Source organism: Enterobacter sp. MGH 16 (assembly GCF_000493175.1).
Classification (GTDB): Bacteria; Pseudomonadota; Gammaproteobacteria; order Enterobacterales; family Enterobacteriaceae; genus Enterobacter; species Enterobacter roggenkampii.
Genome location: NZ_KI535695.1, coordinates 2,118,410 through 2,134,464, shown reverse-complemented (window position 1 = coordinate 2,134,464; position 16,055 = coordinate 2,118,410). Strand labels below are relative to the sequence as shown.

Genomic DNA, 16,055 nt, shown 5'->3' with positions numbered 1-16,055 from the left:
AAAGACGGGGATAATCACGCTACCTCTGGCGTTTAGGCGAAGATATCTACGGCACTGTTACCGCGCGCGGCGGATTGCAGAGCGGCAGGGACAGGCAGTAACTCATCGCTCTCGTCATTAAAGCCGCCGGTGTTGCCGGAACGCGAAGCCTGGTGCTGCTGCTGGGATGAGGACTGCTGCTGCCCGGCAAAGCTCTCGCTGCTGACGCTGCTTTGCGCAAGCTGAATGCCGTTCTCCGCCAGTGAGGTTCGCAGGACCGGCAGCGCGGCTTCCAGCGCCGCACGGACATGGCTGTGCGCAGAAACCATCTGCAGCTGTGCCTGGTTATCATCCAGCTTAAGCGAAATTTGCACCTGACCCAGATCTTCCGGGTGCAGACGCAGCTCGGCCGTCTGCTGGCCCTGTTTAGTGAACAGGGTGATGTGCTGGCTCAGGGACTGCTGCCATTCATGCGTACCCAGAGGCTGGCTTAACACCGGCGCGGTGGCGACGGTGGCGGCCGTCTGACTGGTCGCATGGCTGGACATAATCGGTGCCAGGGTCGCCGTCGGTGAGGCTGAGGAGGAGGAACTGGCAAGATCCTGCTTCTCTGCCGTTGCGGCCACGGCCGGCGTGGCCGGCGCGTTACCCGACAGGGCCGGGTCGCTGTTTTTCGCCTGGCTCTGATAAGGCGCAGCACTCTGGGCTTTATCATGGCTTCCCGGAAGCGCGTTCAGGGACGGCTGGCCCGCGCCGTTTTGCGTCAGCGCCGCTGAACTCAGCGTTGCGGTGGCGGACACACCGTCACTGCCTGCCGCACGTGAGGTGCTGGTCTGCTGGTGCGGCAGCATAGCCATCAGCGCGCTTAACCCGGCCAGCTCCTCTTCGCTCAGCTCGCTTTTGCCGTCATCTTTGCTGTTGACCGCATTAAGCGTTTTCAGGGCATCACCCTTTGACAGCGGCACCAGCCCGGTTACCAGCGTATCAAGCGACGTAACGGGCGACGTTTCATCGCCATTCAGCGCAGTTTGACGCGAGAGCAGGTCGGCAATTTTGGCCTGCAGGGTGGTATCCCCTTTAGCGTCCTGAGCAACGTGGGACAGCTTGCTGCCGGCGGCTTTCAGGTCAGCCAGCGTCAGGGGCGCATCGTTGCCCTTGCCCGTCGCGTCCGACAGGGCGCCCGCGAGCAGCGCGAGAAAGTCCTGTGCACCGTCGGTGCCTTTTCCTGTCTGCGTACCGCCTGACAGGTCGCTGTCGCTCATCAGCAGTTGTTGCAGTGTGATCATTCCGGTTTCCTCATTGATGCGCGCTGGGCAAACTCATCCATTTTTTTCTGATCCAGGCGGTTTTCCGCCAGGGTCGTTGCCGCAATCTGTCGGTCCTGTAAGGTCTGCCAGGCCTGCAGTCGCTGCTTCTTCTCGCGCCAGAAATTCAGCGCGGTATCGACTTTCTGGGTCCACTGGTGAAGCTGCTGGCGATGCTGATCTATCGCCTTCTCCAGCGTCTGGATAAACTGCTGATAGTTAATCCAGCGCTGGCTTCCAATGCCCTGTGTCATATCGGTATTGAGGTTGGTGCGATATTCATGCTGATAGTCGATTAACATCTTCAACTGTTCTTCAGCCTGCTGGCACCCGCGTCGCATTGCGCCAAGCTGCAATGCGGCATCATCAACTTCTTTTTCAGCCAGATCTTTCAGCGTTGATAACGCGCTGTTTTGCGCCATGACCTTCGCCCTCCACCTGTGTTACACCTGCGGGAAAATCAGCTCCAGAGCCTGAATTGAATCTTCCCAGTCGGCACGTTCAAAAATGCCTTGTTGCAAAAATGCCTCCAGCTGCGGCCACAGGGTAATCGCTTTGTCGAGCATCGGGTCGCTGCCTTTGGCATACGCCCCCACGCTGACCAGATCGCGGTTGCGCTGGAAGCTGGAGAGGAGTTGTTTAAAGTTACGCACGCGGGCGTAGTGTTTCTCGGTTATCAGCGCCGTCATCGCGCGGCTGATAGAGGCTTCAATATCTATCGCCGGATAGTGTCCGGCTTCGGCCAGACGACGAGACAGCACGATATGACCGTCAAGGATCGCGCGCGCGGAGTCGGCAATCGGATCCTGCTGGTCATCGCCTTCGGTCAGCACCGTATAGAACGCGGTGATGGAGCCGCCGCCGCTGATGCCGTTCCCCGCACGTTCCACCAGGGCAGGGAGTTTGGCGAAGACCGAAGGCGGGTAGCCTTTGGTCGCCGGTGGCTCACCGATAGCCAGCGCGATTTCACGCTGCGCCATCGCGTAGCGGGTCAGCGAATCCATAATCAGCAGCACGTGCTTGCCGCGGTCACGAAAATCTTCGGCGATGCGGGTGGCATAGGCTGCCCCCTGCATACGCAGTAACGGCGACACGTCCGCCGGTGCGGCAATGACCACCGAGCGGGCACGGCCTTCCGCACCCAGAATGTTTTCAATAAAGTCTTTTACTTCACGACCGCGCTCGCCGATCAGGCCCACGACGATAACGTCCGCCTGGGTGTAGCGCGCCATCATGCCGAGCAGGACGGATTTACCCACGCCTGACCCGGCGAAGAGGCCCATACGTTGCCCGCGTCCCACGGTCAGCAGGGCGTTGATCGGGCGCACGCCGGTGTCGAGCACATGCTCGATAGGGGTACGCTGCAGGGGGTTAAACGGCTGGGTAATTAATGCGCCGGTTTCGGTAGTGTCCGGGGAGGGCAGCCCGTCGAGCGGCTTCCCGCTGCCGTCCAGCACGCGACCCAGCAGGGCAGGACCAAGCGGCAGCTGTTTCCCGCTTTGCAGCCCATCGCCGGACGTGTTTTTGGCATACACGCGCGCGCCGGGCAGAATACCTTCCACCTCTTCAAGCGGCATCAGGAACAGGCGCTGGCCGTTGAACCCGACCACTTCGCTTTCTACTTCACGCGTTTCCAGACCGTCCTGACGCTCAATCACGCAGGTCGCGCCCAGCGGAAGCTGCAGGCCGGTGGCCTCCAGGACCAGACCGGTGGCGCGCGTCAGCCGCCCATAACGACGAACAGATGGCAGTTGCGCCATCTTCGTCTCAAAGTTGTCGAGCGTGGTGAGCCAGCGGGTGAGGCGTGCGGTCATCAGACGACTCCCGGTGCCGCCAGGCGACACAGTTCCTGCCAGCGGGTGGCGACGCTGGCATCCAGATCGCCTTCATCGGCAGAAACTTTGCAGCCGCCGTGATGTAACGACGGATCGCCGCGAAGACGCCAGCCGTGCAGGTTTAGCGTCGCGCCCAGGCTCTCTTCCACGCGCTGCAGGTCGTCCGGGTGGACGCGCAGCTGCGGCTTCCCGCTGAACAGCGGCTCCTGCTGCAGCAGACCCTGAATTTGTTTGATTAGCGCGGTGTTATCCACCACGGGCGTCTGGCCGATCACCTGACGCGCGGCTTCCAGCGCCATCTGCATCAGTCGCGAGGCAATCACGCTGTCCAGCGCGTCCAGCGTGTGCTGAAACTCGCTGACCAGCTGCTGCATGCGGGCATGGATCGGCGCCTGCTGCTGGCGCGCCTGATCGATACCGTGCTCTAGCCCTTTCGCCAGGCCTTCCTGATACCCCAGCTCGTGGCCTTTCTGCCGGCCTTCGTTCAGACCGGCATTGTAGCCCTGCTCGTGCGCCTGCATTTGCAGCTGAGCCAGCATTTGCGCCTGCTGCTCCTCTTCGCTCAGCTCGGGCTGCTCGACGTCCGGGTCAAGCGCCTCGGTCGGGATCGCGGCTGGCGTGAACTCGGAGAGGGGAGGGGCCAGATCGTCCGGCGTCCAGCGCTTCCACGGCAGCTCATTAGACATAGGTGTCGTCTCCGCTGCCAATCACCATCTCGCCGGTTTCCGCCAGACGACGAACGATAAGCAGAATGGCTTTCTGTTCGTTTTCCACCTGAGACAGACGAACCGGACCACGGTTGGCAAGGTCGTCGCGCAGGATATCGGCCGCACGTTGAGACATGTTGCGCAGGAACTTCTCGCGCAGCGGCTGCTCGGCGCCTTTGAGGGCGATAAGCAGCGACTCGGAATCCACTTCCTGGAGCAGGCGCTGGATGCTGCGGTCGTCCACTTCGACGAGGTTTTCGAACAGGAACATCTCGTCGATGATTTTCTGTGCCAGCTCGCCGTCGAATTCGCGAACCGCCGTAATGACGGCCTCTTCCTGCTGCGTTTTCATCAGGTTGATGATTTCTGCCGCCGTTCTCACGCCGCCCATTTTGCTGCGCTTGAGGTTCTGGCCGTCGAGCAGGTTGTTCAGCACCTCGGTCAGCTCCGCCAGCGCGGCAGGCTGAACGCCGCCGAAGGTGGCGATACGCAGCATCACATCGTGACGCAGACGCTCTTCGAACAGCGCCAGAATATCGGCCGCCTGACCACGTTTGAGGTGGACAAGGATGGTGGCGATAATCTGCGGGTGCTCGTCGCGAATAAGGTCCGCGGCACTCTGCGGTTCCATAAAGTTAAGCGTTTCGATACCGCTGGCGGTATCGCGCGTTTCCAGAATGTCTTCCAGCAGGCTGGCGGCACGCTCTTCGCCCAGCGCCTTGACCAGCACGGAACGCAGGTAGTCGTTGGCGTTGACGTTCAGCGCGGCAAACTGTTCGGCTTCCTGCTCAAACTCCGACAGTACTTCGGTCAGCTGCTTGTTGGAGATTTGACGCACGTTGGCCATCGCCGCACTGAGAATTTGCACTTCCCGCTGGGAGAGGTGTTTAAACACCTCTGCCGCGCGATCTTCGCCAATGGTCATCAGCAGGATGACGCTTTTATCGGTGCCCGTAAGCGTATTACTCATGTTCGTTACCCATCCACTGACGGATGACCAGCGCCACGACGCGCGGATCGTTATCTGACATTTCGCGAATGCGCTGGCTCATCACCTCGGCACCCATGCGCTGGTTAGCGCGGCGCTGCTGCATCTGTTCATCTTTGCTGAGGCGCACTTCAACCGCTTCTTCCGTTTCCTGACGCGCGTTCATCTGCTCGCGAGCCGCTTTTTCAGCTTCAGCACGGCGCTGGAGCTGTGGACGAACGCCCTTGCGCCACAGCAGCCACGCGACAATCAGCACCAGCAGCCAGCGTCCTGCGGACATCAGCTGGTCGATAAACGCCTGCTGTTGCCAGAACGGCAGTTCACCGCCGGTCTCTTCCACCGAGTTGAACGGTGAGTTCACCACGTTGAGGGTATCGCCGCGCTTCTCGGAGTAACCCATCGCTTCACGGGTCAGGTTTTCAATCTGCTTCATCTGCTCGGCGGTCAACGGCAACGGTTTGCCATCCGCCAGCGTTTTGTAGTTCACCACTACCGCAACAGAGAGACGCTGAATATCGCCCACGTTCAGTTTAGTGTGGCGAATCGTTCTATCCACTTCGTAGTTCGTGGTTTCGTTACGGCTGCTGTTTCGTGGACCGCTGTTCGTCGCCGTTGAGGTGGTCTGCTGGTTATTCTGCTGGCCGTTCTGCTGATTGGCCGGCGGCGTAGAGATCGGCGCCGCGTTAGCCGGGGCAGGCTGGTTAGACAGCGCGCCCGGCACGCCGCCCGGGTTTGCGCCGCCAATCTGCTCGCTGGTGTTGATCTGGCGCGAACGCATCACCGCCTGCGCCGCATCGCCGTTCGGGCTGTACTGCTCTTCGGTTTGTTCTTTATTCGAGAAGTCGATCTGCGCGGTCACCTGCGCGTGCACGTTGCTGTTGCCCACCACCGGACCCAGGATCGCTTCGATACGACGCTGGAGACGGCTTTCCACATCAGCGGCATATTTCAGCTGCGCGTCATTCAGATCGCGACCGGCGGTATTGGATTGCGTCAGCAGGTGACCGCTCTGGTCAACCAGCGTCACGTTACCCGGCGGCAGACCGGCCACGGCGCTGGAGACGAGATGCGTCACCGCGCTGATTTGCCCTTCGTCCAGCGCGCGGCCTGGCTCAAGGTTCACGGTCACGGAAGCCGAAGGTGATTTCTGTTCGCGGACAAATAAGGAAGGTTTTGGCATCGCCAGGTGCACGCGGGCACTCTTCACTGGGCCTAATGTTTCAATGGTTCGGGCCAGCTCACCTTCCAGCGCACGCTGGTAGTTCACCTGCTCGCTGAACTGGCTGATACCGAATTTTTCCTGATCCAGCAGCTCAAAGCCTACCGCGCCGCCTTTCGGCAGCCCCTGCTGGGCCAGGCGCAGACGCAGTTCGTGCACCTTATCTGCCGGGACCTCCAGCGCACCGCCATTATCGGCAAAGCGATAAGGGATGTTCATCTGGGTCAGCTGGGTGACGATGGCGCCGCCATCCTGATCGGAAAGGTTACTGTAGAGCGTCCGGTAATCAGGGCTTTTCGCCCACAGGACCATCGCTACAAGGATCGCAATTGCGGCAGCGCCTGCCACGATCAACGGGATTTTAGGATTCGCGCGAAGGCGGTTCATCCACTCGAGTGATTTATTCTGCGGCGCTGTCGATGCTGTTGCACTCATTGCGCACCTCTTAAATCCTGGTGGTTTACGTTATTCGTGTAGAGAAACAAAACTGACTCCCGGGTCGGCAAACACGACAAATGTTCCATATTGATGGCCCTGCCATTATTTGATGATTCGTGATTTTCTATGCGTCAAATAACCTGGTTTTTTCATGCTATTTACCGCCATTATCTTATTGACAAGCTGTTAGTCTTGACCGCGTAAAAAACCATCCAGGGGAGAGTCATGGCTATACAGGGCATTGAAGGGGTAATCAGTCAGCTGCAGGCAACGGCGATGACGGCCCGTAATCAGAATGTGGCAGATCAGCAGCCGAGCATCAGCTTTGCAGGGCAACTGCATGCCGCTCTTGACCGTATCAGTGATACCCAGATCGCAGCGCGCACGCAGGCAGAGAAATTCACCCTCGGCGAGCCGGGCGTGGCGCTGAATGATGTGATGACCGATTTGCAAAAAGCCTCGGTTTCCCTGCAGATGGGGATCCAGGTGCGTAACAAGCTGGTGTCGGCTTATCAGGAAGTGATGGGGATGCAGGTCTAAGACCTGTCGATCTTCGCTGGCAGCCACAGCGCTTTAATGCCACAATATTTTTTTCTTCGAATGCAGGAAAGATGATGAAAAAAATAGCAATTGCTGGCGCGCTGCTGGCACTGACCGGGTGCGTTCAGGTCGATAATTATAAAGAGGTGATCAAGCATCCTGTCCCAGCGCATCTGGCGGGATACTGGCAGTCAAAAGGGCCGCAGAGCAAAATGGTCAGCCCTGAAGCGATTGCCACGCTGGTGGTGACGGAAGAGGGCGATACGCTGGACTGCCGTCAGTGGCAGCGCGTGATTGCCGTGCCGGGTAAAATCATGCTGCGTTCAGACAGTTATTACAACGTGACGCGCAAGCTGGATATTTATCCGCTGGAGCGCGATGGCTCGACGCTTGAGTACGACGGGCTGGAGCTGCAGAAGGTCGATCGCCCAACGGTTGAGTGTGCCGATTACCTGAGCAAGCATCCGCTGGAGAGTAAACTACCGTAGCCGTTTGTTGCCGGGTGGCGCTGACGCTTACCCGGCCTACAAAAGTGCCTTCCCGTAGGCCGGGTAAGGCGAAGCCGCCACCCGGCATTGTTTCTACAGCGCATCCTCAATTACCCACACGCTCACGCTTCCGCCTTTGCAGGTAAAAGTCCCTTCGCCATCCGCCGCCGTGGTGACCGTTTCTTCGCGATTGCCGAGAAAATCACGCCACGTTTTGTTGCCGTAGTTTTCCCCCAGGCAAATTACCTTCTCGCCGTCGTCCCCGTTCGACATCACCACCACGCAGCCGGGATCGTCTTCCGTGCCGCTGCGGCTGAAGGCGATGCAGTTAGGATGGTCAAAAAAGAGCGTCTGCACGCCGTGGGCAAAACGCTGGCGCGCGAGGATCAGCTCGTGGAGCTGCTCAATCACAGGCATATCAATATGGTACGTTTCACCGTCTCCACCCGTATCGTCATAGCTGGCGCCAAAGAGGTCCGGATAAAAGACGCTCGGCACGCCATTTTCCCGCAGCAGGATCAGCGCATACGCCAGCGGTTTAAACCAGGCTTCGACCGGGGCTTCCAGCGCCTGCAAAGGCTGGGTGTCATGGTTCGCGACGAGGGTCACCGCATGAAACGGATCGGCTTCCACCAGCGTGCCGGTAAAGATTTGGCTCATGTCGTAATCCCGGCCCTGACGTGACGCCTCGTGGAATTTCATCTGCAGGGGGGCATCAAACAGCATGGTTTTGCCTTCGACCTGGTCGATATAGGCCTGAAGTTTATCCACCTCGTGAGACCAGTATTCCGCCACGATAAACAGCGGCTGGTCGGCGACCTCCTGGACGTGCTCAATCCACTCTTTGTAGAACCAGGCGGGAATATGCTTGACGGCGTCCAGACGAAAACCGTCGCAGCGCGTCTGTTCCATGACCCAGCGGGCCCAGTATTTGATCTCCTCGGTGACGGCGTGATTGCGAAAGTCGATATTTTCGCCCATCAGGTAATCGAAGTTACCCATCTCATCATCAACCTGATCGTTCCAGCCTTCGCCGGTGTAGTCGTTGACGATTTTAAAAATGCCGTCTTCATCGGGGTTTTCAATGTGGTCGACGCCGCTGAAGCATTTGTAGTCCCAGATAAACTGCGAATATTGCCCGGCGCGGGCAGGGAAGGTGTAGCGGGTCCAGGCTTCGCACTCGATGACCTCGTCGTCGATCTGCGTGCGATCCTGCTCGTTCACGCGCTGAACGCGGACGGGCTCTTTTTCATCGGCACCCATTTTGTGGTTCACCACCACGTCCAGCAGTACGGCAATGTCGTTGCGCTTGAGGGCGTCGATGGCTTCCAGCAGCTGCGCTTTGTCACCGTATTTCGTGGCGATACTGCCTTTCTGGTCAAACTCGCCCAGATCGAACAGGTCATAGGAGTCATAGCCGACAGAATACCCGCCTGACGCGCCTTTATAGGCGGGCGGGAGCCAGATCATGTTAATGCCGATTTCGTTAAGATTGGGGGCTAACGCCGTGACCTCTCGCCACAATTCACCGCCAGCAGGGTAGTACCAGTGAAAACATTGTAACAGGGTGGGGTTTTTCATCGTCCGTGCTCCATATTGAGAACACAGTGAGTATGGGTGAAATGAGAATAAAACGCGGATGAAATAACAAAATATTATTCATCCGCAAAATACCATATTCAGACTAGAGATCTGATGGAAAGAGAACATTTCCTGATAAACGTCCATATGTTGAGTTCAGATTATGTTGTCTCGACGTCTGTCCAACTAATGCTTTCAGCTCTTCCATACGCTGGTGCAGCAAGGTTTTCAACTCGATTTCATTATCGAGTATTTTTTTCAGAATAGGGCGTATTTGAGCCTGAATATGAGGCGGAATTTCGCTGGCATCCTGGAACATAGTCAGTTTTTCAACTGATGTCAGGTAGTCAACTTCGTAAGCGATAAGCTCATCCCAGCGCCCCGCCTGGGTGAGAACAAGCATAGTGTTACTGGTTGTTAATAACTGCTGATAATGTCGGAGCAAGCTGAGATGGACGTCCATTAGTAATTGTCCCGCATGTTTTGAGAATGAGGGCCTATCTCTTTCCAGGCATCAGCAATGTTATTGAGTAACTCCACTACTTCATTAATGGCATTGATGTCGTTATGAAGATTAGCCTGTAAAAGACGCCTGGTCATATAGTCATAAAGACTATCGAGATTTGCCGCCAGGTCGCCACCGACCTCATGGTTTAGACCTGACTGCAAACCGTTGCTGATGATATTGATTGCTTTACTTATGGCCTGCCCTTTACCGGGAATATCACCTTGTTCAATCAAAATGATGGCTTTCTTCATGGCGCTTAATGCGCCATCAAAAAGAAGCACAACCAGTTGATGTGGGCTGGCACTCAGAACGGCCGATTCAACGCCGACCTGAGCATATGCCTGAATTCCCGATTTTGTATACATGGTAAAACCTCAATTCATCATTTATTAACGGTTCATGGCGTTGAACTGTTGGGTCAGATAACTTCCGGTCTGATCCATCTTTGAGACAAGCTGGCTCAGACTGGTAAATTGCGTTTTATAACGTGCCATGGTGGCTGTAATCTGTGCGTTTACGCGATCGTATTCGTCCGACAGTTTTTTCAGCGTCTTGTTGATGCCCGCAGTGGCATTCTGAACGGAACCGTCAGTTCCGAGCATGTCTTTCAGCAGACTGCTGGTCTGGGTGGCAAACCCGGTGGTTTTTCCATCGCCTGAAAGGAACGCGACGACGTCAGCCGATTTTTCGTTCAGTGCCTTGTTAAGTTTGGTACTGTCCACCGTCAGCTTACCGGTGATATCCTGCGTAATCCCAAGCTGCGATAAGGTTGCAAGAGAACCTGAACCTTGACTCGCAGAGACCATTGAGCGCAGACGTGTCTGGATATTACGCAAGGTCCCATCGCCAAGCAGATCGCCATTGCTCGAATTCTGTGAGGTACTGCCTTGATCTACTTTTGTATATTTCGTCTGGTTTGAAATAGTTGTTTGTAGTGAGTTATAGGCATCAACGAATGCCTGAATGGCATCGGTCATTGGCTGGTTGTCTTTCACCACTGAAAGCGTTTCAGGACTACCTTTGTTCGTTTTGATCAGGTTTAACGTTACGCCTTCGGGTGCATCGGTGATGGTGTTACTGCTTCGGATAATTTCGATACCATTAATGTTGACTTTGGCATCTGCAGCAGGCACTTGCTCACTCATCACGTTGGTCGCATTGCCTGGATCGTAACTGATATACTTTGCTAACTCAGCATCATCTGTCGTGATGGTCATCTCATTGCTTGTGCCACTATCACGTGATGTAAGCGACAAATAGTAGCTATTATCATCTGCCTTGATAATACTGGCGCTGACGCTACCCTGTTTGGCATTTATCGCGTCACGCACATCAGCCAGGCTCGTTTTGTCACTCGCAAGCGTCACCGTTAAAGGATTTTTCTGGCCAGGCTGGGTGATTGTAATAGTACGAGAACTCATACTGCTATCGCCAAGGTCTGTATCCTTACTATTCACCTTTGGACTTAATAAAGACTGAGCTGCTGCCAGTTGTGTCACTTCAACAGAGTACGAGCCAGCCGCCGCGCTGCTGGCAAGTGATGCACTAAATGCCGTATTTGTGCTAGATACTTTGGACTGCGCAATCGCAGACGTATTTTTTAGCGCGTCAGAAGCCGTCTGCAGTTTTGTTAATGCAGTCTGCACCACTCCCCAGGCCGTAAGTTTCGCCTTATAAGAACTTTGTTGTGTGGTGATCGGCGTCAGCTTCGTTTGCTCAGCTGTTTGTAAATTGTCATACAACGTGTTGAGGTCCAGTGAGGTACCTGCGCCTAGTGAACTAATACTTGCCATATTTTCATCCTTTATTGAGACAATCACTGGATGCTCTATCGGCAGAAACGGGAAAAAGATTAGCGTTATTTTTATTAACCAATGCGTAAATAAAGAGGGAAAAAGTCAGGCAGTTTGGGCTTTTAAAAAAATGATCTTTTTTTCTAAAGGTTGAGGAAGTGGTGTCGATAATCACATTGACGGTGAGAAAACCGTAGGCAGATGCCTGAAACCGACAACTTTTTAAAGGAATACATCATGGCTGTTATCAATACTAACACCCTGTCTCTGATGACTCAGAACAACCTGAACAAATCTCAGTCTTCTCTCGGAACCGCAATCGAGCGTCTGTCTTCCGGCCTGCGTATCAACAGCGCAAAAGATGATGCTGCTGGTCAGGCAATTGCTAACCGCTTCACTTCTAATATCAACGGTCTGACCGTTGCTGCACGTAACGCCAATGATGGTATCTCTCTGGCACAGACTGCTGAAGGTGCTCTGAGCGAAATCAACAACAACCTGCAGCGTATCCGTGACCTGACTGTTCAGGCGCAAAACAGCTCTAACTCTGCTTCAGACATCGACTCGATCCAGTCTGAAGTGAATGAGCGTATGAAGGAAATCGATCGTGTTACTACTCAGACTGATTTCAACGGCAAAAAAATTCTTAATAATGCGACTGCAACTTCCCAAGGCTATGATTTCCAGGTCGGCTCTCAGGATAATGAAACTATCGGTATTTCCATCAACAGCGCATCAGGTTGGAATTTGGCTTCAGCAAATACCGATGGCACAACTACAGCAGTTGCCGCTGGGGTTTACGCTAACACCGTAGCTGCTGCAACTCTTAAGGATGTTGACGGAAATGCAGGCAACCGTAAGGTGGATGCTGTAGGTTTCGACGTCTTAAGTGGTAAATTGACTGGTACTACGGCATTAGGCGGCGGCAATCCACTTAAAGATATCGACACTGCAATCAAAGCCGTCGATAACCAGCGTAGTTCTCTCGGTGCTTCGCAGAACCGTTTCGAATCGACAATTACTAACCTGAACAATACCGTGAACAACCTGTCCGCTGCTCGCAGCCGTATTCAGGATTCCGACTACGCGACCGAAGTATCCAACATGTCCCGCGCGCAGATCCTGCAGCAGGCTGGTTCTTCTGTTCTGGCTCAGGCCAACCAGGTTCCGCAAACCATGCTGTCCCTGCTGCGTTAATTCGCAATTTGACGACAAACCCCGCTTCGGCGGGGTTTTTTCTGTCCGCATACACGCGTAACCCCCCAAATAACCCCCCATTTCACCCACTATTCTCCCGATTAAAACCCCTCCAGAATCGGATAATCATGCCGATAACTCAACTAACGCAGGGCTGTTTATCGTGAATTCACTCTATACCGCTGAAGGTGTAATGGATAAACACTCGCTGTGGCAGCGTTATGTCCCGCTGGTGCGTCACGAAGCATTGCGCCTCCAGGTGCGCTTGCCGGCGAGCGTGGAACTCGACGATCTGCTACAGGCGGGCGGTATCGGGTTATTGAATGCAGTTGACCGATACGACGCTCTGCAAGGAACGGCATTTACGACTTACGCAGTTCAGCGTATTCGTGGTGCGATGCTGGATGAGCTGCGCAGCCGTGACTGGGTGCCGCGCAGTGTTCGCCGCAACGCACGCGAAGTGGCGCATGCGATGGGGCAGCTGGAACAGGAACTGGGACGCAACGCAACGGAAACCGAAGTGGCGGATCGTCTTGGCATTGCTGTTGAAGAGTATCGTCAGATGTTGCTCGATACCAATAATAGCCAACTCTTTTCTTATGACGAGTGGCGAGAAGAGCATGGCGATAGCATCGAGCTGGTGACGGATGAGCACCAGCAAGAAAACCCGTTACACCATTTAATGGAAGGGAATTTACGCCAGCGCGTCATGGAAGCTATTGAAGCTCTGCCTGAACGCGAACAGCTGGTATTGACCCTTTATTACCAGGAAGAGCTTAACCTCAAAGAGATTGGCGCTGTTCTGGAGGTGGGAGAGTCGCGGGTGAGCCAGCTGCACAGCCAGGCCATTAAACGCTTACGAACCAAGCTGGGTAAGTTATAGGTGATTGATTCACCTTAAAAATGCCGCACAACGTATTGACAACCAGGAGTTATCATGACGGTGCAGCAATCTAAAAGACGGCCTTTAAGCCGCTACCTGAAAGACTTTAAACACAGCCAGACGCATTGCGCCCACTGTAACAAGCTACTCGATCGTATCACGCTGGTTCGCCGCGGCGAAATCGTCAATAAGATCGCGATTTCTCGCCTCGACACGTTGATGGACGAAGCAGCATGGCTCGAAGAGCAAAAAGAGTGGGTGGCGCTTTGCCGTTTCTGTGGCGATCTCCACTGCAAAGAGCAAAGCGACTTCTTCGACATTATCGGCTTCAAGCAGTTCCTGTTTGAACAAACGGAGATGAGCCACGGCACTGTTCGCGAATACGTGGTTCGCCTGCGCCGCCTCGGGCAACATCTGACCGTGAACAACATTTCCCGCGATCTGCTCAAAACCGGTTATCTCGACGAGAACCTGGAGCCGTGGCTGCCTGCGACCAGCACCAACAACTACCGGATTGCGCTGCGCAAGTACGCACAATATAAGGTACAAATGCCGGGTGCCATAAAGCAGAAAGCCCACGCCGGAACAACTTCTGATATATATTAAAAAAGAATAAGATGTAGCGCAGTCGCCTTTGACGTTGCGGGCGATTTCTCTACACTACGTAAAAATTCCACTATATCGGGGTATTTATGAAATTTGCACTTCTGGGTCGTCAGGCGCTGATGGGTGTTATGGCCGTTGCGCTGGTTGCGGGCATGAGCGTGAAAACGTTCGCCGCAGAAAACCTGCTGAATAAAGTAAAAGAGCGCGGTACGCTGCTGGTCGGGCTGGAAGGAACCTATCCTCCGTTCAGCTTCCAGGGCGATGACGGCAAGCTGACCGGTTTTGAAGTGGAGTTTGCTGAAGAGCTGGCGAAACACCTCGGCGTGAAAGCGTCCCTGAAACCGACCAAATGGGACGGTATGCTGGCGTCGCTGGATTCGAAACGCATTGACGTGGTCATCAACCAGGTCACCATCTCTGACGAGCGTAAGAAGAAGTATGACTTCTCCACCCCGTATACCGTGTCCGGTATTCAGGCGCTGGTGAAGAAAGGCAACGAAGGCACCATCAAAACGGCTGCGGACCTGAAAGGGAAGAAAGTCGGTGTCGGTCTGGGAACCAACTACGAAGAGTGGCTGCGCCAGAACGTTCAGGGCGTGGATATCCGCACCTATGATGATGACCCGACGAAATACCAGGATCTGCGCGTGGGCCGCACCGACGCCATTCTGGTTGATCGCCTGGCAGCACTGGATCTGGTCAAGAAAACCAACAACACCCTGGCGGTAGCGGGTGATGCGTTCTCTCGTCAGGAATCCGGCGTGGCCGTTCGTAAAGGTAACGAAGACCTGGTGAAAGCGATTGATTCCGCGATTGCTGACATGCAAAAAGACGGTAGCCTGAAGGCGCTTTCCGAGAAGTGGTTCGGGGCAGACGTCACGAAATAAGTTTCTGACGTAAAAAAAGGCGCTTTTAAAAGCGCCTTTTTTATTTCTTACGCGTCTGCGTGCATAATGAAAAATATCACATTTTGTCTGAGTTACCGGAGCATCCATGTCACTACAGAATTTAACGCGCTTTCCCCGCCTGGAGTTCATCGGCGCGCCGACGCCGCTGGAGTATCTCCCGCGATTTTCTGATTATTTAGGGCGCGATATTTTTATTAAGCGTGATGACGTGACGCCCATGGCGATGGGGGGCAACAAGCTGCGCAAGCTGGAGTTTCTGGCGGCGGACGCCCTGCGCGAAGGCGCGGATACGCTCATCACTGCCGGGGCCATCCAGTCCAACCACGTTCGCCAGACGGCGGCAGTGGCGGCAAAACTTGGGCTTCACTGCGTGGCATTGCTGGAAAACCCGATTGGCACGCGGGCTGAAAACTATCTCACCAACGGTAACCGCCTGCTGTTAGACCTGTTTAACGTGCAGGTTGAGATGGTTGACGCGCTGACCGACCCGACCGCCCAGCTCGATGAGCTGGCGACGCGTCTGGAAGCGCAGGGTTTTCGCCCCTACGTTATCCCCGTCGGCGGTTCGAATGCGCTGGGCGCGCTGGGGTACGTGGAAAGCGCGCTGGAAATCGCGCAGCAGTGCGAGGGGGCGGTGAGTCTCTCCTCCGTCGTGGTCGCGTCCGGCAGTGCGGGCACCCATGCCGGGCTGGCGGTGGGGCTGGAGCAACTGCTTCCGGAGGTCGAACTGATTGGCGTGACGGTGTCCCGCAGCGTGGCGGATCAGAAGCCGAAAGTGGTTACGTTACAGCAGGCGGTCGCAGAGCAGCTGGAGCTGAAGGCCACGGCCGATATTCTGCTCTGGGATGACTATTTTGCGCCGGGTTACGGCATGCCTAACGAAGAGGGAATGGAAGCGGTGAAACTGCTGGCGCGCCTCGAGGGCATACTGCTCGATCCGGTCTATACCGGCAAAGCGATGGCCGGACTGATCGACGGCATTGCGCAAAAACGCTTTAAGGATGAAGGGCCGATTTTATTTGTCCATACCGGCGGAGCGCCTGCGCTGTTTGCCTACCATCCTCATGTCTAAAAATCAGGT

The 16,055-nt window shown here is 55.3% G+C and carries 17 protein-coding genes; 7 read left to right on the top strand and 10 right to left on the bottom strand.

Annotated elements, in window-relative coordinates; translation table 11 throughout:
* Window positions 1-32 precede the first annotated feature (32 nt).
* From fliK to fliF, 6 genes are read right to left on the bottom strand one after another with little or no spacing between them, the layout of a single operon-like run.
* Window positions 33-1,265, bottom strand: a complete 1,233-nt coding sequence (gene fliK, locus L362_RS12680) for a flagellar hook length control protein FliK (protein WP_023344453.1) — start codon at window positions 1,263-1,265, stop codon at window positions 33-35.
* Window positions 1,262-1,705 carry a flagellar export protein FliJ gene (fliJ, locus tag L362_RS12685; protein WP_021241386.1) on the bottom strand — a complete coding sequence of 148 codons (444 nt, stop codon included), beginning with the start codon at window positions 1,703-1,705 and terminating at the stop codon, window positions 1,262-1,264. The genes fliK and fliJ overlap by 4 nt, the downstream gene beginning before the upstream one ends.
* Before the next feature lie 21 nt (window positions 1,706-1,726).
* A complete protein-coding gene (gene fliI, locus L362_RS12690; protein ID WP_008500325.1) occupies window positions 1,727-3,097 on the bottom strand; it encodes a flagellar protein export ATPase FliI in 1,371 nt (456 codons plus the stop codon).
* The gene (fliH, locus tag L362_RS12695; RefSeq protein ID WP_008500326.1) at window positions 3,097-3,804 is read right to left on the bottom strand and encodes a flagellar assembly protein FliH; all 708 of its coding nucleotides are present in this window, start codon (window positions 3,802-3,804) and stop codon (window positions 3,097-3,099) included. Before fliH ends, fliI begins: the two co-directional genes overlap by 1 nt.
* Window positions 3,797-4,795, bottom strand: a complete 999-nt coding sequence (gene fliG / locus L362_RS12700; RefSeq protein WP_008500327.1) for a flagellar motor switch protein FliG — start codon at window positions 4,793-4,795, stop codon at window positions 3,797-3,799. The genes fliH and fliG overlap by 8 nt, the downstream gene beginning before the upstream one ends.
* Window positions 4,788-6,467: a flagellar basal-body MS-ring/collar protein FliF gene (fliF, locus tag L362_RS12705; protein WP_021241384.1), complete on the bottom strand. Its 1,680-nt coding sequence runs from the start codon at window positions 6,465-6,467 to the stop codon at window positions 4,788-4,790. The genes fliG and fliF overlap by 8 nt, the downstream gene beginning before the upstream one ends.
* Before the next feature lie 228 nt (window positions 6,468-6,695).
* Here fliF and fliE point away from each other — a divergent pair, with 228 nt between their 5' ends.
* Window positions 6,696-7,010: a flagellar hook-basal body complex protein FliE gene (gene fliE / locus L362_RS12710; protein WP_023344452.1), complete on the top strand. Its 315-nt coding sequence runs from the start codon at window positions 6,696-6,698 to the stop codon at window positions 7,008-7,010.
* 74 nt (window positions 7,011-7,084) lie between these two features.
* Complete coding sequence (yedD, locus tag L362_RS12715) at window positions 7,085-7,498, top strand: lipoprotein YedD (RefSeq protein ID WP_023293875.1); 414 nt, start codon at window positions 7,085-7,087, stop codon at window positions 7,496-7,498.
* A gap of 93 nt (window positions 7,499-7,591) precedes the next feature.
* Here yedD and amyA read toward each other — a convergent pair whose 3' ends face one another.
* The 4 genes from amyA to fliD form a co-directional block, all read right to left on the bottom strand.
* Window positions 7,592-9,079: an alpha-amylase gene (gene amyA, locus L362_RS12720; RefSeq protein ID WP_021241382.1), complete on the bottom strand. Its 1,488-nt coding sequence runs from the start codon at window positions 9,077-9,079 to the stop codon at window positions 7,592-7,594.
* Between the two features lie 103 nt (window positions 9,080-9,182).
* Window positions 9,183-9,542 (bottom strand): flagella biosynthesis regulatory protein FliT, encoded by a 360-nt coding sequence (gene fliT / locus L362_RS12725; RefSeq protein WP_023344451.1) that lies wholly within the window; start codon window positions 9,540-9,542, stop codon window positions 9,183-9,185.
* On the bottom strand, window positions 9,542-9,952 hold the full coding sequence (gene fliS / locus L362_RS12730) for a flagellar export chaperone FliS (RefSeq protein ID WP_023293878.1): 411 nt from the start codon (window positions 9,950-9,952) through the stop codon (window positions 9,542-9,544). Before fliS ends, fliT begins: the two co-directional genes overlap by 1 nt.
* 24 nt (window positions 9,953-9,976) lie before the next feature.
* A complete protein-coding gene (fliD, locus tag L362_RS12735) occupies window positions 9,977-11,380 on the bottom strand; it encodes a flagellar filament capping protein FliD (protein WP_023344450.1) in 1,404 nt (467 codons plus the stop codon).
* Between the two features lie 237 nt (window positions 11,381-11,617).
* Here fliD and L362_RS12740 point away from each other — a divergent pair, with 237 nt between their 5' ends.
* The 5 genes from L362_RS12740 (at window position 11,618) to dcyD (ending at window position 16,046) form a co-directional block, all read left to right on the top strand.
* The gene (locus L362_RS12740) at window positions 11,618-12,577 is read left to right on the top strand and encodes a flagellin N-terminal helical domain-containing protein (RefSeq protein ID WP_023344449.1); all 960 of its coding nucleotides are present in this window, start codon (window positions 11,618-11,620) and stop codon (window positions 12,575-12,577) included.
* 163 nt (window positions 12,578-12,740) lie between these two features.
* Window positions 12,741-13,460, top strand: coding sequence for an RNA polymerase sigma factor FliA (locus tag L362_RS12745; protein WP_008500338.1), 720 nt, complete (start codon window positions 12,741-12,743; stop codon window positions 13,458-13,460).
* A 54-nt stretch (window positions 13,461-13,514) separates the two neighbouring features.
* Entirely contained in the window at window positions 13,515-14,066 is a 552-nt protein-coding gene (gene fliZ / locus L362_RS12750) for a flagella biosynthesis regulatory protein FliZ (RefSeq protein ID WP_008500339.1), read from the top strand.
* Between the two features lie 86 nt (window positions 14,067-14,152).
* Entirely contained in the window at window positions 14,153-14,953 is an 801-nt protein-coding gene (tcyJ, locus tag L362_RS12755) for a cystine ABC transporter substrate-binding protein (RefSeq protein ID WP_021240470.1), read from the top strand.
* A 106-nt stretch (window positions 14,954-15,059) separates the two neighbouring features.
* Window positions 15,060-16,046: a D-cysteine desulfhydrase gene (gene dcyD / locus L362_RS12760; RefSeq protein WP_023344448.1), complete on the top strand. Its 987-nt coding sequence runs from the start codon at window positions 15,060-15,062 to the stop codon at window positions 16,044-16,046.
* Window positions 16,047-16,055 lie beyond the last annotated feature (9 nt).